Here is a 24136-nt window from a genome sequence, read left to right on the forward strand (position 1 = left end):
TGACACGTCAGTGCTCCTTGACCAGCTCGGCGTACGGGCCCCCGGCGGCGACCAGGTCCTCGTGCCGGCCGCGTTCGACGACCACGCCGTGGTCGAGGACGACGATCTCGTCGCTGTCGCGGACCGTGCTCAGCCGGTGGGCGATGACGACGCAGGCGCAGCCGCGCCGCCGCAGGTTGTCCATGATGGTCTGCTCGGTCCGTGCGTCCAGGGCGCTGGTGACCTCGTCGAGGACCAGGATGCTGGGTCGCCGGACCAGTGCGCGGGCGATCTCCAGCCGCTGGCGCTGGCCGCCGGAGAAGTTGCGGCCGTCCTGTTCGACGCGGCTGTGGATGCCGTCGGGGCGACGGGCGATCACATCGTCGTAGAGCGCGGCGTCCTGGAGGGCGGTGATGACCGCGTCATCCGGGATGGACGGGTCCCACAGCGCCACGTTGTCCCGGACCGTGCCCTCGAAGAGGAAGATGTCCTGGTCGACGAAGGAAACGGAGGCGGCCAGCGCGCTCCGCGAGAGGTCCTCCAGCCGCTGTCCGTCGATGCGGATGGTGCCTTCCCAGGGGCTGTAGAGGCCGGAGATCAGCCGGGAGACGGTGGACTTGCCGCTGCCGGAGCCGCCGACGAGGGCGACCTGCCGGCCGGGGCCGACCGCCAGGGAGAAGCCGGTGAGCAGCGGTTTGTCCAGCGGGCTGTAGCCGAAGGTGATGTCCTCCAGCGTCACATGGCCCTTGAGGCGGCGGGTGTCGGCGTCCGGTTCGGGGCGCGAGTAGAGGGTGTCGACGGGGAAGCTCTCGACGTCCTTGAGACGGGCCACGTCGGCGGCGAAGTCCTGGATGCGGCCCGCCACTCCGTTGAGCCGGGTGATGGGTGCGGTGAAGCGGGTCACCAGCGCCTGGAAGGCGACCAGCAGACCGATGGAGATATGGCCCTCGACCGCCCGCAGTCCGCCGATCCACAGGATCAGTGCACTGTTGAGCGTCGCCAGGGTGGGGGCGACGACGGCCAGCGCGGCGCTCGGCACCCCGAGGCGCTGCTGCACCTCCAGCGTGGTGGCGTGCTGTCCGGCCCAGCGCCGGAAGTAGCCGTTCTCCCCGCCGGTGGCCTTCATCGTCTCGATGAGCTGCAGACCGGTGTAGGAGGTGTTGGTCAGCCGGGCGGTGTCGGCGCGCAGCTTCTGGGTGTGGGTGGCCCGCAGCCGGATCACGATCCGCATGGCGACGACGTTGAGCAGCGCGATCCCCACGCCGATGACCGTCAGTTGGGGGTCGTAGGTCCAGAGCAGGAAGGCGTAGAGGATCACGACGATCCCGTCCACGCCCGCGGCGGCGAGGTCACGCGCCAGGGTTTCGGCGACCGCGTCGTTGGACTGCAGCCGCTGGACCAGGTCGGCCGGGCTCCGCTGGGCGAAGAAGGTGACCGGCAGTCTGAGCAGATGGCGCAGGAAGCGGGCGCTGGTCAGGGTGGAGGAGATGATGCGGCCGCGCAGCAGGTTCGCCTGTTGCAGTCCGGTCAGTACGGCGGTCAGCGCCACCATCGCGGCCATCGACGCGAAGAGCGGTCCCAGCAGCGAGGTCTGGTTGCCGATCAGGAACATGTCGATGTACGTACGGCTCAGCGCGGGCACCGCCGCGCCGACGGCGACCAGCAGCAGGCTGGCGAGCAGCGCGGCCAGCAGGGTGCCGGTGGTGCCGCGCATCCGGGCGGGCACGGCGCCGAGCACGCCGGGCTTGCGGCCGCCCTTGCGGAAGTCCTCGCCGGGCTCGAAGACCAGGGCGACACCGGTGAAGCTGGTGTCGAAGTCCTCGGTCGGTACGAAGCGGCGGCCCTTGTCGGGGTCGTTGATGCGGACGCCCCGGCGGCCGAAGCGGCGGCTGGCGCCGTCGTAGACGACGTAGTGGTTGAACTCCCAGAACAGGATGGCCGGCGCCTGCACCTCGGCGAGCGCGGACGGTTCCATCTGCATGCCCTTGGCCTGCAGGCCGTAGCTGCGGGCGGCCTTGAGCAGATTGCTGGCGCGCGAGCCGTCGCGGGAGACGCCGCAGGCGATCCGCAGCTCCTCCAGCGGTACATGCCGCCCGAAGTGGGCGAGCACCATGGCCAGCGAGGCGGCGCCGCACTCCACGGCCTCCATCTGGAGGACGGTGGGGGTGCGTACGGTCTTCGTCTTCTTGGGCTTCGGGGCGGGCGCGGCACGGCGGGTGCGGCGGGCGCCGGGCGCGGGCTCGGGACGGTGCCGGCCGCGGCCGGGAGGCGGCAGCTGCTGCTGCGGGGCCGCGGAGTCGTCGGTGGCGGTCATGGCAGCAGCCAATCGATCGGGTGCTGCGCGGCCAGATGCACGGCGCCGGTGGCCGGTGTCATCGAATCGAGGGCGTACGGCGGGCCGCCGGAGGCCGACCAGGCGTAGCCGGACGCGCTGTGCGGGGCGGAGTCGAGCTGTACCAGGACCGCGAGGGGCTGACCGTGCTGCGAGAACTGCTCGCCGAGCTGGCTGTTGCCCAGGTAGGCGCCGATCCGCTGGCGGGTCTGCGCGGTCCTGCCGACGGCCTTGACCCGCCCGCGCAGTACGCCGTACTTCTGGCTCGGCACGGACTGGACGGTGAGGTCGACGGCGGCGCCGACGGGGACGGTGGCGCCGCTCTGGGCCGGGACGTACAGCGTTGCCGTCAGGGGGTCGCCGGCATGGGCGACGCGCTCCACTGAGGCGACATCGGCGCCGGTGGTGACGACGGAGCCGATCGCGGCGACCATCGTGGTCAGCCGACCGGCGGCGAGCGTGCGGACGACGGCGGTGCCCCGGGCGGTGCGGACCTTCAGGACGGGGGTGTTGGCGGCCACCCGCTTGCCTTCTTCGGCGAGCACGGCGGTGACCTGGCCCGCGACGGGGCTCTGCAGGATGTAGCTGCCCTGGCCGTGGGTGAGGATTCCGGGTGCGCCGAGGGTGGACGACACGGTGCCGGTCACCGCCCATACGGACGCGGCGATCACGAAGAGGACCGTGACGGTGAGCACGAGCCAGCCCTGGGGGCGGGCGAAGCGCACCGGCAGATCGATTTCCTCGGGCGACTGCAGCTTGGAAAGGGCCTGTTGGCGGAACTGCACGACACTCTTCCCTCAACTGCAATGGTCTGTCAGACGGGTGGCGGCCGTGCGCCCCGGTCCCGGGCACAGCCAGGGATCCGGGGCACGCGGCCCGGCACGTCGGCAAGGAGGGGGCGCCGACCTGCCGTTGTCACCGTTCAAAGCCGGCTGTACCGCTCAGCGGCACAGAAACGACTCAGAGACCGGAGACCAGGCCCGTGGCGGTGCCGACGACGCCCGAGGTGTTGACGCCGGTGGCGCCGTCGACCAGGCCGGTGGCGGTGCCCACGGCGCCCGAGACCGGGGCGATGGAGTCAACGGTGTTGGTGGCGGTGCCGACCACGCCGTTGAGGAGGCCACCGGACACGTTGTCCAGGTCGGCGTCGGAGATTTCCTGGGTCTGAACCTGGGGGATGGAGTTCATGGTGTTTCCCTTCGATGAATATCTCGAAAAAAGCTGCGCCCGAACCGTCCGGTGGGGTGGTCCGGCCGCGGCTGCGGCAGTCGGGTACCCGAAATCGGGAACCGATGGTGTGACTCCCGCGGTGCGAAGGATCAAAGCATGCGGGCGCGGTGCGCTGCTAATCGGAGAACCACTGATCCGGACCCCAACGTCCCACTGAATTACCGGAAGTGCACGTGCATCCATGACTTGGTGGCAGCTTCTTCACAGGTTCTGCAGTTTCACTTCCAACTCATCGGTAACCACTCATTCGGCGAACTGGACATTCCCGCACCAAACCATTGATGCGCAGGTCAGGGCGGGGATGCTTCACGGCAGACCGCGTGCCGACTGCGCATTCGGTGTGCAGATTCCTTGAAGACCACCAATTTTTACGGCACCTGAGCACAGCACGGTCACGAAACTCCGGAGCGCGCCTTCGGCGGACCGCTCCGAATGTTGCAGAGGCATGAAATGTGCCCGATTCGCCCGGAGTTCACGGGCGGCATGCGGCGGGTTGTCCGCTTGGCACGGAATCATTGGAACTATCGGCACACCATTCCCATGGAAAGGGATCCAGTATCCGGAGAACGGACATAACCGCATAACGGCGCGCCTTCGGACCCGTCGGTAATGGGCGATTCCCGGGAGCGGCACCGACGGCCCGGTGGCAGCCCCCCACCGCGTACGGCACCGTGAAAGGACGCTGCGGGGCCGGCGCCCCGGGAAGGAGCCGTCCGTGGACCCCGTCGAGGCGCTGGAGCGGATCGCGTTTCTGCTGGAGCGGCAGGGGGCGGTGAGTTACCGCGTCCAGGCGTTCCGTACGGCCGCGACGGTGGTCGGCGCGCTGTCCCCCGACGAGGTGCACCGGCGCGCCCTGGACGGTTCGCTGGGGCGGGTCAAGGGGCTGGGCCCGAAGACCACCCACGTGGTCGAGGAGGCGCTCGCGGGGGTGCGGCCCGCCTATCTGTCACATCTGGAGGAGGAGGGCGGCCCGCTGGTCGAGGGGGAACAGGGGCAGCGGCTCCGGCGGGCGCTGCGCGGCGACTGCCATCTGCACTCGGACTGGTCGGACGGCGGCAGCCCGGTCGAGACCATGGCCCGCACCGCCCGCGACCTCGGGCACGCATGGTGTGTGCTGACCGACCACTCCCCCAGGCTCACCGTGGCCCGCGGGCTGACCGCCGAGCGGCTGCGGCAGCAGCTGTCGCTGGTGGCGGAGGTGAACCAGCGGCTGGCACCGTTCCGGCTGCTGACCGGGATCGAGTGCGACATCCTCGACGACGGCACTCTCGACCAGGAGCCGGAGCTGCTGGACCGGTTGGACGTGGTGGTCGCCTCGGTGCACTCCAAGCTGCGGATGGACAAGGCGCCGATGACCCGGCGGCTGCTGGCCGCGGTCCGCAATCCGCTGGTGGACGTGCTCGGTCACTGCACCGGACGGCAGATCACCGGCAAGCTGCGGCCGGAGTCGCAGTTCGACGCCGGGGAGGTGTTCGCGGCCTGTGCCGAGCACCGTACGGCCGTCGAGATCAACTGCCGTCCCGACCGCTTCGATCCGCCGCGCCGGCTGCTCCGCCAGGCGCTTGCGGCGGGGACGCTCTTCGCCATCGACAGCGATGCCCATGCGCCCGGCCAGCTGGACTGGCAGATCTACGGCTGTGCCCGTGCCGAGGAGTGCGGCGTACCTGCCGACCGGGTCGTCAACACCTGGACACAGCGCCAGTTGGCCACCTGGACCCGGACCGGTCGGACCCCGCGGCGCTGAGCGGGCCGTCAGGCGGCGTGCGGTGCGGCCGCGGGGGACGCGTCCGCCGTGGTGGCCGGGGTGAGCCGCAGCGCCACGACGTACGCGACGACCACGGCGACGATCACCAGCGGCATCACGGTCAGGCCGCTCTTGCCCAGCAGCAGGGTGGCCAGCAGCACCGAGGTCATCGGCAGCCGGAGCATCGCCACGCTCATGGCACCGACGCCCATCGCAAAGGCCGGGGTGAGCGACAGGCCGGGCAGGTGGGACAGTACGACGCCGCCCGCCGCGCCGAGGAACAGCGCGGGGAAGATGGGCCCGCCCCGGAAGGCGCTCAGCGAGGCGCAGTACGCCAGGCCCTTGCACACGATGAGCAGCAGCAGCGCCGCCACCGAATAGCCCGCGCTGTCCCGGAACAGCGACCCCAGGGCCGACTGGCCCGAAGAGAGCATCTCGGTGGCGGGCTTGCCGGTGATCCCGGCGAACGCCACCGCCAGCGCGCCCACCACCAGGCCGATCACCATCGTGGCCGGGACGCGATGACGGGCCACACGGGCCTTGAGGAACAGTGCGAGCCGCCGTACGCCGGCCGCGAGGAACGCGGCGGCCACGCCGATGACCAGGGCCCAGCCGAACTCCGCAACCGTCGGACCGGCGGCCTTGGGGATGTCGTGCAGCGCGAGGGAGTACGTACCGAGTCCGGTCCAGGCCCCCAGCCCGGTGAAGACCAGCGCACCGATCCCCGCCGCGAGCAGACCCGGCACCAGCACCATCCCGAGCATCGGGCCGCCCAGCCCCGACACCTCCATCAGGAGGAACGCCCCCAGAAGCGGGGAGCCCAGCAGTGCGCTGACCGCCGCGAAACTGCCGGCGGCGCCCACCGCGGCGACGCTCTGGGCGGTCACGCCCCGGCCCAGCAGCCGTGCGGCGCCCGCGCCCAGTCCGCCGCCGAGGGCGATGAGCGGTGCCTCGGGGCCGACCACCGCACCGAAGCTGAGGGAGGCCAGCGCCGCCAGCACGATGCCGGGAAGCGCGGAGAGCGGTGGCGCGCCCCTGAGCGCCAGCCCGTCGGCCGGCTCATGGCCGCCGTGGCCGGGCAGGTAGCGGACGGTCAGGCCGACCAGGAGGCCGGCGACCACGAGCATCGGGATCGGCCACCACAGCGGTGTCCCGGTGAAGCCCAGCGCCCGCGGCAGATCCTGGTAGAGCAGCGGCTCCAGCTCGTGGACCAGCGCGAGGAAGCCGAACGAGACGGCACAGACCGGAAAGCCGACCACTGCCGCCACCAGGAGGAGCTTGAGATACCCGCGGGTGCGCACCAGCGCATACGGGTCCTGGGGCGCGGGAGCCGGCGCCGCGCCTCCCGGGCCGGTGGAGCCGACCGACATCGCCTCGCCTCGCCTCCCTCGCCGCCGCCGTGCCGAGCCTGCCACGACCGGCCCCGCCCGGCATGCCCGGCGCGTCCTCGGGGACATGGCCATTCGGGTGGACCGGGCCCGTACCGGGGTCGGGCGGGGTAGGGAGAGAAGACACGAACGTCGTGGACGGCCGGCCGAGGAGTCCGATGAGCGAAGGGGCGGGGCCGTTCCGGGAGGCGATGGCGGGGCGTGCGCCCCTGCCTCCCGCGGCGGCCACCTTGGGCATGGAGTTCCTCGACGCGGACGCCGCGAACGGCACGATCCGGCTGGCGTTCACCGCGACCGAGGACTTCACCAACCCGCTGGGCAACGTCCTCGGGGCCTTCCTCGCCGCGATGCTCTACGACACGGTCGGCCCCGCTCTCCTCGTCACGCTCCGGCCCGACCAGTTCCAGTCCACCCTGGGGCTGACGGCCTCGTTCCTCCGGCCCACCCGCCCCGGCCGACTCATCGGCACCGGGCGCATCGTGCACCGAGCGGGCGATATCGCCTTCCTGGAGGCCGCGCTCACCGACGGCGACGAGCGGCTCATCGCCACCGCCGCCGCCACGGCCCGGGTCATCCCCATGGACGAGGCGCCGGGCGCGGCCTGACGAGCCCGGCCCTCACCCCTGCGGCGCCGCCGTCTCCCGGAGGGCGGCCAGCACCGGGCGGAGCAACGGATGCTCCTCGGCTCCGCGGCGTACGGCGGCGAAGACCCGGCGGGTGGGGGCGACATCGTCGACGGGGCGGACCACCACCCCCGTGAGGTCCATGTCGCGCAGGGCCGAGCGGGGGACGAGGGCCACCCCCGCGGCGGCCGAGGCGAGGGCGACGACGGCCCGGAAGTCGTCGGAGGAGTGCTCCAGCCGGGGCTCGAAACCGGCGTATTCGCAGGCCAGGACGACCACGTCATGGCAGGGGTTGCCGGGGTAGGGGCCGATCCAGGGGTCGTCGGCGAGATCGGCCAGGGCGACCTGCGCCACGTCGGCCAGCCGGTGGCCGGGCGGCAGCACCGCGTCGAACGGCTCGGCGTAGAGCGGGACCCGGGTCAGCCGCGGGTCGTCGGCGCGGGGCGCGCCCCGGTATTCGACGGCGACCGCCACATCGACCTGCCGGTCCAGGACCATGAGCAGGCTGGCGTCGCCCTCGGCGTCCTGGACACGGACCCGGATGCCGGGCGCGGTGCGGGTGAGCGCGGTGAGCGCGGGCGCGACGACCAGGCCGATGCCGGTGGCGAAGGCCGCGACGGTGACCGTGCCGGCCTCCCCCGAGCCATAGGCGGCGAGCTCGGACTCGGCGCGCTCCAGCTGGGCGAGGACGGCATTGGCGTGGGCGAGCAGGATGTCGCCCGCGGCGGTCAGCCGTACGCCGCGGGCACTGCGCTCCACCAGACGGTGGCCGGTCTCCGCTTCCAGGGCGGCCAGCTGCTGGGAGACCGCCGAGGGCGTGAGATAGAGCGCGGCGGCCGCGGCGGTGACCGTACGGTGGTCGGCCACCGCACGGAGGATGTGCAGCCGTCGTGCTTCGATCATGCTCCCAGTTTCTCAGGCCCCGCCGGTGAGCGGCGTCAGCCGCCCAGCGCGGACCGCGCGTCGACGAAGGCGTCGACCGCGCGGTGGACGTCCGCGGTGGAGTGGGCGGCGGACAGCTGTACGCGGATCCGCGCCTGGCCCTGCGGGACCACGGGGTAGGAGAAGCCGATGACGTAGACGCCGCGTTCCAGGAGCAGCTCCGCCATCCGGGCCGCCTCGGACGCGTCGCCGATCATGACGGGGGCGATGGCATGGTCGCCGGGCAGGACGTCGAAGCCCTCCTCGGTCATCCGCGAGCGGAACAGCGCGGTGTTGGCCTGCAGCTGCTCTCGCAGGTCGCCGGCCGACTCCAGCAGGTCGAGCACCTTCAGCGAGGCGGCGGCGATCACCGGGGCGAGCGAGTTGGAGAAGAGATACGGGCGCGAGCGCTGGCGCAGCAGCGCGACGATCTCGGCGCGGGCCGCGACATAGCCGCCGGAGGCGCCGCCGAGGGCCTTCCCGAGGGTGCCGGTGATGATGTCGACGCGGTCCATGACGTCATGGAGCTCGGGGGTGCCGCGGCCGCCGGGGCCGACGAAGCCGACTGCGTGCGAGTCGTCGACCATCACCATGGCGCCGTAGCGGTCGGCCAGGTCGCAGATCTCGCGCAGCGGGGCCACATAGCCGTCCATGGAGAACACACCGTCGGTGACGACGAGCTTGCGGCCGGCGCTGCCGGCCTCCTTCAACTGGCGTTCCAGATCGGCCATGTCGCGGTTGGCGTAGCGGAAGCGGCGGGCCTTGCACAGGCGGATGCCGTCGATGATGGAGGCGTGGTTGAGGGCGTCGGAGATGACCGCGTCGTCCGGGCCGAGCAGGGTCTCGAAGACACCGCCGTTGGCGTCGAAGCAGGAGGAGTAGAGGATCGTGTCCTCCTGGCCGAGGAAGCCGGAAATCCGCTGTTCCAGCTCCTTGTGGACCTCCTGGGTGCCGCAGATGAAGCGGACCGAGGCGAGGCCGTAGCCCCAGCGGTCGAGCGCTTCATGGGCGGCCGCGACGACCTCGGGGTGGTCGGCGAGGCCGAGGTAGTTGTTGGCGCAGAAGTTGAGGACCTCGACGGGGTTGCCTTCCCCAAGCTCTCGGCTTCGCTCGAGCAGGGGAGACCCCATTGCGGTGACCGCGACGGTGGCGGACTGCGGGGTGCCGATGACGCGCTCGGGCTTGTGCAGGCCGGCGGCGCGGATCTCGTCGAGGGTGCCGCGCAGTTCATCGCGTACGGAGTCGAACATCAGGGATGTCTCCAAGAGTTGGGGGAAGCGGGCGCATGGGTCGAAGGGGTGCGCACCGTCGGGCGGCCGAGCCGGAAATTCAGACGGTCCAGTCGAGGATGATCTTGCCGCTCCGGCCGCTGGCGGCGTCGTCGAAGGCGGCGTCGAAGTCCTGGTACGGGTAGCGGCCGGTGATCACCGGCGCGAGGTCGAGGCCGCCTTCGAGCAGCACGGACATCGCGTACCACGTCTCGAACATCTCCCGGCCGTAGATGCCCTTGATGGTGATCATGGAGGTGACGATCCGGGACCAGTCCACGGGGAACTGTTCGGCGGGCAGGCCGAGGACGGCGATCCGGCCGCCGTGCGTCATGTTGGCGATCATGTCCTGCATCGCCTCGGGCCGGCCGGACATCTCCAGTCCGATGTCGAAGCCCTCGCGCAGGCCGAGTGCGCGCTGGCCCTCGGCGATGGTCGTCCCGGCGACATTGAGGGCGAGGCTGACACCGACCTTGCGGGCCAGTTCGAGGCGCGCCTCGCTGACGTCCGTGATCATGACATTGCGGGCCCCGGCATGCCGGGCGACGGCCGCGGCCATGATGCCGATCGGCCCGGCACCGGTGATCAGTACGTCCTCGCCGACCAGCGGGAACGACAGCGCGGTGTGCACGGCATTGCCGAAGGGGTCGAAGACGGCGGCGATATCGAGGTCGACGGGGACGCGGTGCACCCACACATTGGTGGCGGGCAGCGCCACGCACTCGGCGAACGCGCCGTCCCGGCCGACGCCGAGACCGACGGTGGCGCGGCACAGATGGCGGCGACCGGCCAGACAGTTGCGGCATTTGCCGCAGACGAGATGGCCCTCGCCGCTGACCAGATCGCCGGTCTTGACCTCTCCCACATCCCGGCCGGTCGCCACCACCTCACCGACGAATTCATGACCGATCGTCAGCGGGGTGCCGATAGACTGCTGGGCCCAGCCGTCCCAGGCGCGGATGTGCAGATCGGTGCCACAGATGCCGGTGCGCAGCACCTTGATCAGGACATCGCCCGGGCCGACGGCCGGTTCCGGCACGTCCATGAGCCAGAGACCCGGCTCCGCTTTCTGCTTGACCAGTGCCTTCACCGCAACGGCTCCCGTACGTGAGTGTGACCTGCCGGGGGCCCGTCCTCGGCCGCCCGATCTTCGTCAGGAAATCTTCCTTACGGCGGCCGCCGGGTCCATCGAGGATTTCTTAAGCACGGTCACAGTTGCCCTTTACGCCCCCATGGGAACCGGGGCGCACGGCCCCGGACGTGAGGGCGGTCACGCACCGCGCGAGGCCGGCAGCGCCGATGGACGCGCAGCTCAGGGACGGTGCCGGTGGTCCGTGCGAGGTGCCAGGGCCGGTCGCCCGGAAGGTTCCCGGGGTGGCGCGGCGGGCGCGGGAGTGTAAACGTTCGCCACCGCAAGCGTCGGAATTCATCACAGCTTGAGTGGCCGTGAGACCCGGATGCACGGGGCTACGTAGGACTGAGTGGCAGCAACACACGGGTGCTGACGCGACGCACCGCCCTCGCCCGTGTGCCCCGTTCCTGTGCGTCCCTGGAGGTCAGTGAATTGAGCCACCGACATGTGAACAAGCGGACCGGCGTCATGGTCGGCGCCGCCGCGGCGGCGATCGCGGCCGCAGCGATCCTGCTCCCCAACGCCAACGCGAGCACGGACCAGCCGGCGGCCCCGAAGACGCTCAGCGCCCATTCGGCCACACAGCTGGCGGCGTCCCTGAAGGCGAACCTGGGGGACAAGGGCGCCGGCTGGTACCTGGACAGCGCGAACGGCCACCTGGTCATGAACGTGCTGTCGGAGGACGACGCCAAGAGCGTCACGGCCAAGGGCGCCGTCGCCAAGGTCGTGCACAACAGCATGACCGCGCTGAAGGCCGGTGCGAAGACCCTGCGTGACTCCGCCTCGGTGCCCGGCACCGCGTGGTCGATCGACCCGAAGACCAACAAGATCGTGGTGCTCGCCGACAGAACCGTTACCGGCGCAAAGATGGCCACGCTCAACAAGGCCACGAGTGGCATGGGCGCAGGCATGGTCACCGTCAAGCGGTCCCAGGGCGAGTTCAAGCGGTACGACGGCGGCGACGCGGGGAGTGCGGCGGGGGGCGCGGCCGACGGCGGCGGGCAGGCGGCGGGCGGTGCCGGCGATGCAGGAGCGGCGGGCGGCGGCGATGCGGGAGCGGCAGGCGGCGGCGATGCCGGCGCGGCAGGCGGCGGCGATGCGGGAGCGGCAGGCGGCGGCGATGCCGGCGCGGCAGGCGGCGGCGGTCAGGCTGCGGGCGGTGCCGGCGGTGACGGTGGGGCCGGTGGGGCCGGTGGTGGACAGGCCGCGGGGCCGGTCGGTGGCAGCGCCATCTTCGGCGGCAACGCACGCTGCTCACTGGGTTTCAATGTCACGGTCAAGGGCGCACCGGCGTTCCTGACGGCCGGTCACTGCGGCAACGACTCCAAGACCTGGACGGCCGACCAGGGCGGCAGCCAGCCGCTGGGCACGGTGTCCGACTCCAAGTTCCCCAAGACCGACTTCGCGCTGGTCACCTACGACGACAAGAGCGCCCAGCCACAGAGCGCGGTCGACAAGGGGGACGGCAGCACCCAGGAGATCACCAAGGCCGCGGAGGCCGCCGTCGGGATGAAGGTGCAGCGCTCGGGCAGCACCACCGGCCTGCACGACGGCACCGTCACCGGCCTCGATGCGACGGTGAACTACGGCAACGGGGACATCGTCAACGGCCTCATACAGACGGATGTCTGCGCGGAGCCCGGCGACAGCGGCGGCTCGATGTTCTCCGGCGACTCGGCGGTCGGGCTGACCTCCGGCGGCAGCGGCGACTGCACCGCGGGCGGCGAGACGTTCTTCCAGCCGGTCACCGACGCGCTCAAGGCCACGGGAGCGGAGATCGGCGCCGGGGGCGGCGGCGCGGGCGGCGGTGACGCGGCAGCAGGCGGCGGTGACGCAGCGGCAGGCGGCGGTGACGCAGCAGCAGGCGGCGGTGACGCAGCAGCAGGCGGCGGTGACGCAGCAGCGGGTGGCGCCGGAGCCGGGGATGCCGGTGCCGGAAGCGCGGGCGCGGGAGACGCCGGTGCCGGAAGCGCCGGAGCCGGGGATGCCGGTGCCCAGGACCCCGGTACGGGTGCCCAGGACCCCGGTACCGGTGCCCAGGACCCCGGTACTGGTGCCCAGGACCCGGGAGCCGGCGGCAGCGGTGACGGGCTGAACTGACCCCTGATCCCCTGGATCCCTCTGTGCCATCGGCCCCGTCCCCTGCAACTGCGCAGGAGGGCGGGGCCGTTGCGTACGGGAGCTCAGACCGGAACCGGCCTCAAGCCGCAACAGGCCCCAGGCCGGAACAGGCCCCAGGCCGCAACAGGCCCCAGGCCGGAACAGGCCTCAATAAGAGACGACGGTGAAGAGACCGCCGTCGGGGTCACGGATGACGGCCTGTTGGCCCTTGCCGTCCGGGGTCGGCGTCACGGGGGTGACGGTGCCGCCGGCGGCCACCGCGGCGGCCGTCACCTTCTCGATCTCGCGGACCGGGAAATGGACGTGCCAGCGGGGGCGCACCCGCGGATCCGGGGCCGACTCCACGGCACCGCCCCGCAGGGTGGCGACGGTGTGCTGACCGTCCCGGACGAGGACCTGGTCGTGTTCGTAGGTCACATCGCAGCCGCCCGGCTCCCCGGAGGCCCAGCCGAAGACCTCCGCATAGAAGATGGCGGCCGCGAAACCGTCCCGGGTGCGCAGTTCGAGCAGGGCGGGTGCGGCGCCCCGTCCAACCGACCATGCCAGGGTCTGGCCTTCCCAGAAGCCGAAGGTGGCGCCGTCGGGGTCGGCGGCGAGGGCGGCGCGTCCGGGGCCGAGCTTGAGCGGGCCGACGGCTACGGTCGCCCCGCGCTCGCGGATCCGGTCCGCGGTGTCGTCGGCGTTCTCCACCGCGAAGTAGGAGGTCCAGGCCACGGCGACCTGAAAGCTCTGGGCGAGGGCACCGATGCCGGCGACCGGCTGCCCGTCGGCCACCGCGACGGAGAACTCCTCGCCCAGGCTGGCCGGGCGGAACCGCCAGCCCAGGACGGCGGAGTAGAAATCCTGCGCGGATTCCAGATCGCGCGCCATCAGACTGACCCAGCACGGAGCGCCACGTACCGGAGTGGCCGGGCCATGGGCCGACATGACATCTGCCTCCTGTTGCTCAGCGCCCCTTCCCACTCTGCCAGCGACGGGGCAGGGCCGCACCAAGGGCGCGTCCCCCGGCGGCAGCGCAGTTGTGCCGCTCTTGATCAGGCTCGATGCTGTAGGTACTGAACCGGGCTGGGTTGATGCCATGAACGCATGGAACGGGGCGGAGAGCGCCGATTTCCGTGGTCCCCTCGACGTCACCAGGGCGGCCACAGCGGTCCTGGATGCCCAGGACCGGATCATCGGGTGGAGCCCGGCGGCCCAGCGACTCCTCGGGTACCCGCCGGAGGAGGTCATCGGGCGCCCTGTGGAGATGCTGGTGCCGGCCGGCTCGGCACCGGCCGCACCGGCGCCCGAGGCCTCACCGAGCGGCAGCCAGGCGCACACACTGCTGCACCGTGACGGCCGGATGCTGCGGATGGCCGTCACGAGCTGCCCCCTCACCGACCTCACCGACCTCACCGAGGTGGCCGGGACCGCCGGTGCGCAGCCGGCCCGTGTCCTGGTGGCGGCCGAGCTGGACGAGGACCGGATGTGGGAGTCCCGTCAGGCGATGTTGCACGGTCTCGCCACCCAGTCGCCGGTGGGCTTGGGGATCTACGACACCGAACTGCGGCTGACCTGGGCGAACGGCGCGTACACCCGGGAGATCGGACTGCCGGTGGAGGAGTTCCTCGGCGCCCGGGCCGATGAGCTGTACCCGGACGGCGAGTTTGTGACCGAGGGGTACCCGCGCACCCTCGAGGCGGTGATGCGCCAGGTCCTCGACACCGGCGAACCCGTCCTCGATCTGCACTTCGTCGGCCAGCAGCCCTCCGACCCGGGGTCGGATCACGTCTGGTCCTGCTCCTACTACCGGCTGGAGGACGCCCAGGGCCGGGTGCTCGGGGTGTGCGAGGACGCCTTCGACATCAGCGGCCGTTACCAGGCGCAGCGCCGGCTGAACCTGCTGGTGGACGCCGGCGCCCGGATCGGCACCACGCTCGATATGACCGTCACCGCGCGGGAGATCACCAAGGTGGCGGTGCCGGCTTTCGCCTCCATGATCATCGTCGACCTGCTGCGGTCCGTGCTGAACGGCGGGGAGCCGGAGGCCGTCGACGGCACCCTGCCGACCCTGGTGCGGGTGGCCACCCGCACCGCCGATCACACACCGGACGGTCCGCTGCAGGGCCCGCACCGCGTCGAGTACCCGCCCGACTCGCTGCAGTACCGCAGCCTGTCCTCCGGTGGCACGGTGCGCGAGGAGGGCACCATGGTCGTGCCCCTGCGGGCCGGCGGCGCCCTGATGGGACTGGTCACCTTCCTCCGCGCCGCCCCGTCGGTCTTCGACAACGGGGAGATCGAGCTCGCCGACGAGCTGGTCATCCGGACGGCGGTGTGCCTGGACAACGCCCGCCGCTTCACCCGGGAGCACACCGCCGCGCTGACCCTGCAGCGCAATCTGCTGCCGCAGCACCTGCCGGCCCAGTCCGCCGTCGATCTGGCCTACCGCTACCTGCCGAGCGACGAGCGGACCGGAGTCGGCGGCGACTGGTTCGACGTCATCGGTCTGTCGGGCACCCGGGTCGGCCTCGTCGTCGGGGACGTGGTCGGCCACGGTCTCCAGGCGGCGGTGACCATGGGGCGGCTGCGGACGACCGTACGCGCCCTGGCCCGGCTGGACCTGTCCCCCGACGAACTGCTGAGCCGGCTGGACGACCTGGTGGGACAGACCTCGGAGGAGCAGGCCGCCACGGTCGGCACGGACGCCGGCCCGGACGATGTGGCCACCGGCGTGACCTGCCTCTACGCCGTCTACGACCCGGTGTCGCGGCGGTGCACCATGGCGCGGGCCGGTCATCTGCCGCCGGCCGTCGTCGATGCGGAGGGCGGTCTGTACTTCCCGGACCTGCCGGCCGGCCCGCCACTGGGCCTCGGGGGCCTGCCGTTCGAATCCCTGGAGATCGAGCTGCCGGTCGGCAGCCTGATCGCGCTGTTCACGAACGGGCTGGTCGAGGCCCGCGACCGGGACGTCGACGAGGGGCTGGCCATCCTGGGCCGGGTGCTGAGCGATCACCGCCGGCCGCTGGACGAGCTGTGTATTCACACGCTGGCGGAGCTGCTGCCCGACGGGCCGGCCGTCGACGACTCGGCCCTGCTGCTGGTGCGCACCCGTGAGCTGGACGCCCGGCAGGTGGCGGCCTGGGAGCTGCCTGCCGAGCCGGCCGCGGTGGGCAAGGCCCGTGAGCGGGCCACCGGACAGCTGCGGGAGTGGGGCCTGGAGGAGCTGTCCTACACGACGGAACTCGTGGTCAGCGAGCTGGTCACCAACGCCGTACGGCATGCGGCGGGGCCGCTGCACCTGCGGCTGCTGCGCGACCGGACCCTGCTGACCGAGGTGTCGGACACCGGCCACACCTCGCCCCATCTGCGGCACAGCGCCAGCGACGACGAGGGCGGGCGGGGGCTTTTCATCGTCGCGCAACTGGTGCAGCGCTGGGGCACGCGCTACACGCCGTACGGCAAGACGATCTGGACGGAACAGGCGTTTCCGCCGCAGTATCCCGGGGCCCCGCGCCCGGCCGGCTGACCGGCCGAAGAGGTCCGGCACGGATCGGCCCCGCGCATGGCGTGCGGGTGTTCGGAGGCGGTCCCATGATGGAACCAAGCGAGGTCCCGGCGACCCGGCGGGCGCGGACAGAGGAGGACCTGTGACGTCCAATGGCAGTGACAAGTCGGCCGAGCGGCACCCGGTCGAGCTGTACACCGGTAGCGAGCGGCCCTACGACCCGGAGGATCTGGTGAAGGCGTCCGGGCGCGAACCCACCCCGTCGAGCCTGGAATGGGCCAGGCGCCTGATGGCCGAGGAGGGGCCCGGCGCCATCGAGCGGTATCTGCCGTGACGGCCGCCGACTGAGCGAACGGGCCGGGCAGGGAGGTCGGCCCGTCCCACCGGCCCGTGTGCGCAGTCGCACGGCCGCGGACGGGCGGACCGTTGGCATGCCCGTAAGCCACCACCGCCCCGTGACCGTCACCGCCCCCGTGACCGCTGCCGCCGTAACCAGCCCTCCGCCGTGCGGCGTTCCACGCTGATACGAGCTGCGCCGCGGCCCTCTGCCACCGCACCTGCCACCGCGCCTTCCGGTAAACCGCTTGCGGCGGCCCCCGGCGCTCGGGAAGATCCCCTCGACCGCGGCCGCCTGTGACATCGCTCAGCCTGCCGGCCCGCCCACCCGCCGAGTCCTCGGGGACTCGCCGCGGAAAGGAATCCACCGTGACCACCGAACGCATCTCGCCGCCCGTACGCGCGGGCGAGCGGGAGACCCTGCGGTCCTACCTCGACTTCCACCGCGCCACGCTCGCCATGAAGACCGACGGCCTCTCCGACGAGGACCTCAGGCGCCAGGCGAGCCCGCCGTCCACGCTCTCCCTGCTCGGCCTGGTGCGGCACATGGCAGAGGTGGAGCGCACCTGGTTCCGCCGGGTGATCGGCGGCGAGGACATTCCGCTCGTCTGGTCGGCCGAGGGCGACTTCCAGGTGGCGTACGACGCGACCACGGCCACCCGCGCGGAGGCGTTCGACGCCTGGCAGACCGAGGTGGCACACGCCCGTCGCATCGAACAGGAGGCGGCATCGCTCGATGTCACGGGCTATCAGCCCCGTTGGGGTGAACATGTCTCCCTGCGCCTGGTGATGCTGCACCTGATCCATGAATACGCCCGTCACAACGGCCATGCGGACTTCCTCCGCGAGGCCATCGACGGCACGGTCGGCCCATGAGGGAGCCCACGGCCACCGGATTCCGGTGGCGGCGCGTGGGCCCGCCACGAGCCCGCCCCGAGCAAGAGACGTTCCAGGGGTGTCGTCGCCCCGACTAGATCAGGTCCATCGCGGCCACCTCGTCGGGACGGCCGTAGCTGACGGGCCCCTGGAAGCGCCGTCGGGCGGTGGCGAACCACCAGACGGTGGCGATGACCAGTACCACCGCCAGTGCGATGGGGGCGTAGTTGAACGAAGCCGGGGTGATCGGGGACGCCTGGGGCAGCATGAACAGCACATTGCTGATCAGGATCCAGACCACGGCGACCGCCGCGACGGGCTTGCCGTAGCGGCCCAGGTTCCACGGCCCGGCCTGGAAGTCGTCGAGCCGCAGCCGCAGGAAGATGGGCACGGCATAGGCGAGGAACAGGCCGACGACATTGACGCTCACCACGGCGGTGAAGGCGGTGTGGGACCACCAGCCGGGCAGCACCAGCACCAGGGGGCAGGCCGCGGCGAGCCAGACGGCCTTGACGGGGGTACGGGTGCGCGCGGACACCGAATGCCACCAACGGGAACCGGGCATCGCCCCGTCCCGGGAGAAGGCAAAGATCTGCCGGGTATTGCTGGTCATGTTGGCGAGACCGCAGAAGAGCATGGCGCCGATAACGATCAACAGCAGGAACTGCGCCGTGCTTTGGCCCAGCGCGTCGACGAGAATCTGTACCGGCGGCGCCTCGGCACTCGCGGCATGACCGTAGTCACGGATCGCATACACCAGGGCGAGCATGAGGATCAGTCCGGTGATCGCGGAGTAACTGATCGCCCGCATGATGCCCCTGGGGGCGTTGACCGTGGCCTTCACTGTTTCTTCAGACATGTGGAAACTGCCGTCGAACCCGGTGAAGGTCCAACTGGTGACGAGCAGGCCCAGCATTCCGCCGTAGAGGGCATGGGTGAAGCCGGTGTTGTTGGCGAAGTGCAGTGCGAACGAAGGCGGTTGGTGCCGGTCGGGTATCAGGGTCAGCGCACCGACGATCACCACCATGCCGATCAGCAGCCACCACACGGAAATACGGTTCACCACGGCAACCAGCCGCACCGTATAGGTGTTGGCCAGCGCCTGGACGAGAAGGATGGCCGCGGTGATGCCGACCGTCTGCTGTGGTGTCGGCTCGTAGGACGGCCATTGCATGGAGACGAACGCCTGGATGAAGGTGGCGGCGGCAAAGTTGGTGGCGGCGGTGCCACCGACCTGGCCCACGAAGTTCAGCCAGCCCGTGTACCAGGACCAGGCGCCCTGGTGCCGCTTGGCCAGCTTGCCGGCCGAGAAGTAGAGCGCGCCGCTGGTCGGGTAGGCGGAGGCGATCTCGCCCATCGCGGCACCGACGAAGAGCACCATGACCGATACGCCGACCCAGCCGAAGATCAGAATCCTCGGGCCACCGGCGTTCATACCGAAGCCGAAGGAGGAGAAGATCCCGGAGATGATGTTGATGATGGTGAAGGAAATAGCGAAATTGTCGAACGCGCGGAATCTGCGGGTGAGTTTCCGCGGATAGCCCATGGCATGGAGCGTGGCGTCATCGTCGAGCGTGCCGGGGTCTGCCGTGTGGGGGGTTTTCGAGCGATCTGAGGACGTACGCTCGGACACAACCGCAACCTTTCTGGGGAACCGGGGGAGAATGGATCGGGTTGAGCTGATCGAACGGGTGGAGCAGAAGGGGAGGAGCAGAAGGGGAGGGCCTTTTGCGGTGCCGCATCCGGTGCGCTTCGGGCCTCATCATGAATCAGCCGCCATGGGGTACGGGGAGTCCGCATGAGCGTCTCGCCCTGGTCAATTGCTCTTCGGGATCACCGAATGCACTCCAGGGCATGCGCGAGGCATACGGCCCCATGGCCGTAAAGACCTCCCGTGCCTCGAATTCGCGTTTCGCCATGAACAGCGCGTGGGCCAGATACGCCAGATCCAGCACCGGCGTGAAGCGGTAACCGGCCACCTGCGGGAGCCAGTTCCGGTGGATACCCATCGCCGCGGAGATCCACTGGGGCTGCTCCCAGGTGTGGTCCGCGAGCAGCTCGGACGGGTTGTAGTCCTCGACCAGCGCCACCAGCGGCAGCAGCCGCAGCGGTGAGGCGGCGGGCGCCCGCTGGCTCAGGAACGCGGCAACGTCCCAGCTCGCGCTGGACGAACCGCCGTAGCGGGTGAAGAAGAACGACAGGAAGCGGTGGTGCGCCTCGCGGTGCCAGGAGTCGAGCCGGAGGATGTGGGCGAAGAGGTACCAGGGCCCCGTCGGAGCGGTCAGCAGCCCCTGCGGCGCCGGGTCCTGCGGACGGTCCAGGCGGGTCAGCGCCAGTTGCGCCACCCAGGGCGTGGGGTCCTCGGGAAACAGCTTCGCGGCCCGCTCGCACGCCGATTGCGCTATCCGGGCCAGGGCGCCCTGCCGCCGGTCGCCGGCATCGGCCATCCGCAGGGCACGGAGCATCGCCACCCGGGCCCAGAGCAGCGCCGCCTCCGGTCCCGGCTCTTCGGCCAGCCAGCGCTCGGCCAGATCCGAGTCGGCCGCCACGGACGCCAGCACCAGGGACCGGTGGGCGCGCACCTCGAAATCCTCCCGGGCTTCCCGCAGAACTTCGTGCGCGCTCAAGTACCGTCCGGTCCGTACGTCCATACACGCGCGCGCCAGCGCCCGGTCATTGGCAGCCGGACTCCACACGTACTGTCCCTCGAAAGAGCCGGCCGCCATGGTCCCCTCCCGGTCACGAAGGCGTCATCCCCCACACCGCATTCCGGCTGCGCCGAATTCAGCCGGACCCTGCCACCGGTCAAGTGACAGCGGGCCACACCCTACTCACCCTCAACTCCTTGCGAAAACAAGTCGTCTGGAATATCTGGTTCCGCACCTTTTAGTCTCGATGAGATTGAAAAAGAAACAACTTCTCGGCCAACCTTCCGAACCTCCTTGCTTTGCACCCCTGTTCATCACCGCGCATTTATTTGGCATATTCACATGCCCACAGCACCTTCACAACTGGACATCGCTGCCGACTACCCCTCCGTATCCGTCGTTTCCATGGAGGCGGCGCGCCCCCGAGGCGCCACCCCCTCGTCAACCCCCGTCACGAGGGGAGCACGCGAGCCCACGACACCCTCACTCCCCCGCCCTCCCTGCAACCGCTCGGCACTCTCGGCCAGTTCAAGGAGGTTTTCCGGCCATGCCGGTCGGGGCGCCGGAGCCGGGACCGACGGGCGCGCGCCCGCCCGGGCGAACGCACCCCCACCCTTCGGGGCGTGAGTCGCTCCGCACGCGGCCTGCACCGCCACCGGGCGAGACCGCCATCGGGCCCGCACGGCACCACGGGCACCCCGAACCCACACCATTCCATGAATTCCTGACGGGCTTGCGAAGCGGAACAGTGGGCACCCGGAAGCCACGGGCCGGTGCACCGCCCGAGCGGGCACCGCCCCAACACGAAGTCGGCTCAAGAGCAACCGAATTAGCGGACGCTACTTTCCGGAAGCACGCGATTACATGTAGCGTTCGAGTGGACCGGAGGCCGTGACTTCACACCACGTCACGGCTGGGTACGGGCACGGGCGCGAGCGTTCCTGCGGTACAAGCGGAGCGATCGCCCCCGATGGGCGCACCTGCACCACAAGTGTCTGGCCGCCGCCCCGCACGACCACCGGACCGCCTCGCGATCGCTGCGTAGCACCTCAGCGTCCTTGAACGTCGAGCACCGCCATGTCTGTCCGTACACGCCTGCTTTGCAAGAGGAATGGGCCCAGATCATGTTTATGAACTCCTCGACGACCCCGCTTGCGTTGCGTCCGGACGCCGATGTCGTCCGGCCGCTCACAGCCGGGCCCGGCGAAGGGCCACCCCTGGCGGTCGACCGGCTACCCGACGGAAAGTGGCAATTGACCCTGCACGACCTGGAACCCGTATCGGTGCACCGGCTGCCGTCCGACGAGGTCCACATCATTCTTGCGCCGCCGGGCGAGGAACCGTCCCACCCCGGGGAACCTCCGGCCGACCGGACCCGGCCGGACCCGGTCCGCCTCGACACCGCGGCCCGGACGGTCTTCATCAGAGGGCGCCAACTCGATCTGCCACGACTGGAATTCGATCTGCTCGCCCATCTTGTGCTGCATCCCCGGCGCGCCTTCACCCGGGAACAGCTGATGGCCGCCGTCTGGCCCAGCCGTCAGTCCAGCACCCGGACCGTCGATGTCCACATCGCCCGTCTGCGCCGGCGCCTGGGGCCCGGCCTGCGTGACACCATCAGCACGGTCTTCGGCATCGGCTACAAGTACCTGCCGGCCGCACAGGCCGACGGCCGCGACTGAGGCGCCGCCGCACTCGCCACCAGCCCTCCGTGCAGGCATGGCAGCGGGCCGGTGACCGACGGATATCGGCCACCGGCCCGGCCCGGGAGGACCACCCCGACCGCTGTTCCGGCGGCGCTCGCGGCACGGGCCGGGGACGGTCGCCTCAGGTCCCGGCGGGCGAGGTGTTCAGGTGTGCGGGGGCTCCGGCCGCGGATTCCTTGCGCACGAAGGCCCGGCGCAGGACGTGATACGCCTCGTCCGGGTCGAAGAAGGTGCGGCGCATACGGGCCAGCTCATCCTCCCGGTAGGCGGCGAGCGGCCGCTCGGCCTCGTCGCGTTCCCGGGACGCCTTCTTCGTGGCGATACGGGCCTGCGTCGCGGGTGCCGATGCCAGCCGGACGGCGAGACGGGCGGCCTGCGCGGCGAAATCCTGCGCGGTGCAGTCGATGATCCGGTCGACCAGGCCGAGCCGCGCGCCGGCCGCCGCGGTCATCGGCAGGGCACGGGCGGTCAGCTGCCCGGCCACCTCGGGGCCTGCCCGGCCGGGCAGCGTATAGGTCCAGTACTCCGAACCGTAGAGCCCCATCAGCCGGTAGTGGGGGTTGAGCACCACGGCCGACCGGCACCACACCTCGTCGGCGGCGAGGGCCAGCATCGCCCCGCCTGCCGCGGCATTGCCGCCGAGCGCGGCGACCACCAGCCGGTCCGTGGTGGTCAGGACGGCATGCACCAGGTCGTCCATGGCGTTGATATTGGCCCAGGACTCCTCTGCAGGGTCGGCGGCGGCCTCGATGACATGGAGATGGATGCCGTTGGAGAAGAAGTCCCGGCGGCCGCCGAGGACCAGCACGGAGGTCGGCCGGGCGCAGGCGCGACGGTAGGCGGCGAGCAGGCGCCGGCAGTGGCCGGTGCTCATCGCACCACCGGGAAAGGAGAATTCCAGGAAGCCGGCCGGCCCGTCCTCGCGGTAGCGGATGTCGCTCCAGGTACGGGGGCCGTCGCCGCGGTCGAGCGGGGCCGGGATCTCCGGGAGCTGCGGGAGGCGGTCGCCCAGCGCCAGTGTGGCGGGCAGCTTGGGGGTGCCGGGCTCCCCCGGCGCGCGGGGCGCCCGCAGTTCCGGGATCCATACCGCGCCGTCGGCCGTCGCCCGGCAGATCGCGCCGCACCGGGTGGCGAGCAGCTCACCGGGGCGGCCCGTCAGGGTGTCCTCGGGGTGGCCGCCGTGCAAATGCCAGGTCTCGCCGAGGAGTTCACCGCGTACACCGGGCTGCGAATCGGCGGCACGCAGCTTGCGTACGACGGTGTCGGTGGGGTCGGACCGCCAGTCGATCCGGCGCAGGTCCTGACGGAAGGGCGGACGGGTGCGGCCGGGTTTCGCGGCGTCGGGCAGGGCGGTCTGTGGCTGCGGCCGGTGGGTACCGGAAGCCACCCGGGCAACGGCCGTCAGGACCGCTTCGACCGCGCCATCGGCGATCTCGTTCCGGTACAGGTCGCTCTTGCCCACCTCGGGTACGGGGAAGTCGGCCGCGGCCCAGATGTCGCCGGCATCCATCTCGTCGTTGGCCTGCAGGACCGTGACCCCCCACCGGGCGGCGCCCAGGTGCACCGCCCAGTCCACCGACGACGGGCCACGGTCGCCGACGGGCCCGGGGTGCACGATCAGGCAGGTGTACGCCGACCACACCTCGCGGGGCACAGCCGTCTTGAGCATCGGTGCCACGATCAGGTCCGGGCAGTGACGGCGTACGACCTCGAGGAGCGGCGTCTCGCGCGTCACCAGCTCCACGCCCACGTGGTGCCCTCGCTCGCCGAGTTCCGCGTAGACGCGCTGGGTCAGGCTGTTGAACGCGCCGGCGATGAGCAGAATGCGCACAGCGGACTCCCCTGGAGCTGGAACCGGTCAGCGGGTGATGGGTCGTGATCGTTCCGTACGGGCGGCCGGCCGGCGCCGGAGCCGCGCCAGGGGTCACCCGATCGACGGCGGCCGGGCGGCCCAATGTCCGCCCGAGGCACTAACTGACGTCTCGTCAGTTAGTTCCCGGCGGTAGATCATCTCGTCGGAATCCCGCCAAAGTTGGCGCACCCTGCACGCTTCCACAGACCGCGACATTGCCGTTAATTGACATTCACTTGGTCATACTTTTACCTTCGGTGGTGCGGCATCAGCGCAGGTCAGCGTCGTATGCCCCGTTCGTCTTCCGCACTCTCATCGGAGGTTCCCATGGAGCAGCTCATCAAGAAGATGGCTCAGGACCACGTCTGGCAGAGCTGGCTGGCCGCCAACTCCGCACAGCAGGCGGCGAAGAACGGCTGCATCAGCGCGGCACCGAAGGCGGGCTGCATCAGCGCCGCACCCAAGGCCGGCTGTATCTCCTGACCCTCGCGCCTCA

Annotated in this window: 19 protein-coding genes; 8 read left to right on the forward strand and 11 right to left on the reverse strand. The window is 71.0% G+C overall.

Annotated elements, in window-relative coordinates; all coding sequences use genetic code 11:
* Positions 1–7: 7 nt before the first annotated feature.
* From ACF088_RS23945 to ACF088_RS23955, 3 genes are all read right to left on the reverse strand, one after another.
* Entirely contained in the window at positions 8–2293 is a 2286-nt protein-coding gene (locus ACF088_RS23945) for an NHLP family bacteriocin export ABC transporter peptidase/permease/ATPase subunit (protein WP_392377818.1), read from the reverse strand.
* On the reverse strand, positions 2290–3096 hold the full coding sequence (locus tag ACF088_RS23950) for an HlyD family efflux transporter periplasmic adaptor subunit (protein ID WP_392377819.1): 807 nt from the start codon (positions 3094–3096) through the stop codon (positions 2290–2292). Before ACF088_RS23950 ends, ACF088_RS23945 begins: the two co-directional genes overlap by 4 nt.
* A 175-nt stretch (positions 3097–3271) precedes the next feature.
* Complete coding sequence (locus ACF088_RS23955; RefSeq protein ID WP_129292702.1) at positions 3272–3499, reverse strand: type A2 lantipeptide; 228 nt, start codon at positions 3497–3499, stop codon at positions 3272–3274.
* Positions 3500–4256: 757 nt separating this feature from the next.
* Here ACF088_RS23955 and ACF088_RS23960 point away from each other — a divergent pair.
* On the forward strand, positions 4257–5285 hold the full coding sequence (locus tag ACF088_RS23960; RefSeq protein WP_392377820.1) for a PHP domain-containing protein: 1029 nt from the start codon (positions 4257–4259) through the stop codon (positions 5283–5285).
* 8 nt (positions 5286–5293) lie between these two features.
* Here ACF088_RS23960 and ACF088_RS23965 read toward each other — a convergent pair whose 3' ends face one another.
* Positions 5294–6655, reverse strand: a complete 1362-nt coding sequence (locus tag ACF088_RS23965) for a chloride channel protein (protein ID WP_392377821.1) — start codon at positions 6653–6655, stop codon at positions 5294–5296.
* 176 nt (positions 6656–6831) lie between these two features.
* Here ACF088_RS23965 and ACF088_RS23970 point away from each other — a divergent pair, with 176 nt between their 5' ends.
* Positions 6832–7278: a PaaI family thioesterase gene (locus tag ACF088_RS23970; protein ID WP_392377822.1), complete on the forward strand. Its 447-nt coding sequence runs from the start codon at positions 6832–6834 to the stop codon at positions 7276–7278.
* Positions 7279–7290: 12 nt separating this feature from the next.
* Here the strand turns inward: ACF088_RS23970 and ACF088_RS23975 are convergent, their stop codons facing one another.
* The 3 genes from ACF088_RS23975 to tdh form a co-directional block, all read right to left on the reverse strand.
* Positions 7291–8199, reverse strand: a complete 909-nt coding sequence (locus tag ACF088_RS23975) for a LysR family transcriptional regulator (RefSeq protein WP_392377823.1) — start codon at positions 8197–8199, stop codon at positions 7291–7293.
* Positions 8200–8234: 35 nt separating this feature from the next.
* Complete coding sequence (locus ACF088_RS23980) at positions 8235–9467, reverse strand: glycine C-acetyltransferase (RefSeq protein WP_392377824.1); 1233 nt, start codon at positions 9465–9467, stop codon at positions 8235–8237.
* A gap of 79 nt (positions 9468–9546) precedes the next feature.
* Entirely contained in the window at positions 9547–10575 is a 1029-nt protein-coding gene (gene tdh, locus ACF088_RS23985) for an L-threonine 3-dehydrogenase (RefSeq protein WP_392377825.1), read from the reverse strand.
* 489 nt (positions 10576–11064) lie between these two features.
* Here tdh and ACF088_RS23990 point away from each other — a divergent pair, with 489 nt between their 5' ends.
* Positions 11065–12717 (forward strand): S1 family peptidase, encoded by a 1653-nt coding sequence (locus ACF088_RS23990; protein ID WP_392377826.1) that lies wholly within the window; start codon positions 11065–11067, stop codon positions 12715–12717.
* Between the two features lie 168 nt (positions 12718–12885).
* Here the strand turns inward: ACF088_RS23990 and ACF088_RS23995 are convergent, their stop codons facing one another.
* Positions 12886–13665, reverse strand: coding sequence for a VOC family protein (locus ACF088_RS23995; RefSeq protein ID WP_361132897.1), 780 nt, complete (start codon positions 13663–13665; stop codon positions 12886–12888).
* A gap of 151 nt (positions 13666–13816) precedes the next feature.
* Here ACF088_RS23995 and ACF088_RS24000 point away from each other — a divergent pair, with 151 nt between their 5' ends.
* The 3 genes from ACF088_RS24000 to ACF088_RS24010 all read left to right on the forward strand — a co-directional run bounded on the left by ACF088_RS24000 (position 13817) and on the right by ACF088_RS24010 (position 17434).
* Positions 13817–16243, forward strand: coding sequence for a SpoIIE family protein phosphatase (locus ACF088_RS24000; protein ID WP_392377827.1), 2427 nt, complete (start codon positions 13817–13819; stop codon positions 16241–16243).
* A 121-nt stretch (positions 16244–16364) separates the two neighbouring features.
* Positions 16365–16556 (forward strand): hypothetical protein, encoded by a 192-nt coding sequence (locus tag ACF088_RS24005; RefSeq protein WP_392377828.1) that lies wholly within the window; start codon positions 16365–16367, stop codon positions 16554–16556.
* Between the two features lie 371 nt (positions 16557–16927).
* Positions 16928–17434, forward strand: a complete 507-nt coding sequence (locus ACF088_RS24010) for a DinB family protein (protein ID WP_392377829.1) — start codon at positions 16928–16930, stop codon at positions 17432–17434.
* A gap of 94 nt (positions 17435–17528) precedes the next feature.
* On the opposite strand, the gene ACF088_RS24015 is transcribed toward ACF088_RS24010, so the two are convergent.
* Positions 17529–18980 (reverse strand): amino acid permease, encoded by a 1452-nt coding sequence (locus tag ACF088_RS24015; RefSeq protein WP_392377970.1) that lies wholly within the window; start codon positions 18978–18980, stop codon positions 17529–17531.
* 223 nt (positions 18981–19203) lie between these two features.
* Positions 19204–20160 (reverse strand): hypothetical protein, encoded by a 957-nt coding sequence (locus ACF088_RS24020; protein WP_392377830.1) that lies wholly within the window; start codon positions 20158–20160, stop codon positions 19204–19206.
* A 1046-nt stretch (positions 20161–21206) separates the two neighbouring features.
* On the opposite strand from ACF088_RS24020, the gene ACF088_RS24025 reads away from it, so the two are divergent.
* Positions 21207–21764, forward strand: coding sequence for a winged helix-turn-helix domain-containing protein (locus ACF088_RS24025; protein ID WP_392377831.1), 558 nt, complete (start codon positions 21207–21209; stop codon positions 21762–21764).
* Positions 21765–21909: 145 nt separating this feature from the next.
* Here the strand turns inward: ACF088_RS24025 and ACF088_RS24030 are convergent, their stop codons facing one another.
* Entirely contained in the window at positions 21910–23619 is a 1710-nt protein-coding gene (locus tag ACF088_RS24030; protein WP_392377832.1) for an enoyl-CoA hydratase-related protein, read from the reverse strand.
* Positions 23620–23967: 348 nt separating this feature from the next.
* Here ACF088_RS24030 and ACF088_RS24035 point away from each other — a divergent pair, with 348 nt between their 5' ends.
* Positions 23968–24123, forward strand: a complete 156-nt coding sequence (locus ACF088_RS24035) for a hypothetical protein (RefSeq protein WP_176956589.1) — start codon at positions 23968–23970, stop codon at positions 24121–24123.
* Positions 24124–24136 lie beyond the last annotated feature (13 nt).

Source organism: Streptomyces sp. NPDC015125 (assembly GCF_043080045.1).
In the GTDB taxonomy this organism is placed as follows: Bacteria; Actinomycetota; Actinomycetes; order Streptomycetales; family Streptomycetaceae; genus Streptomyces.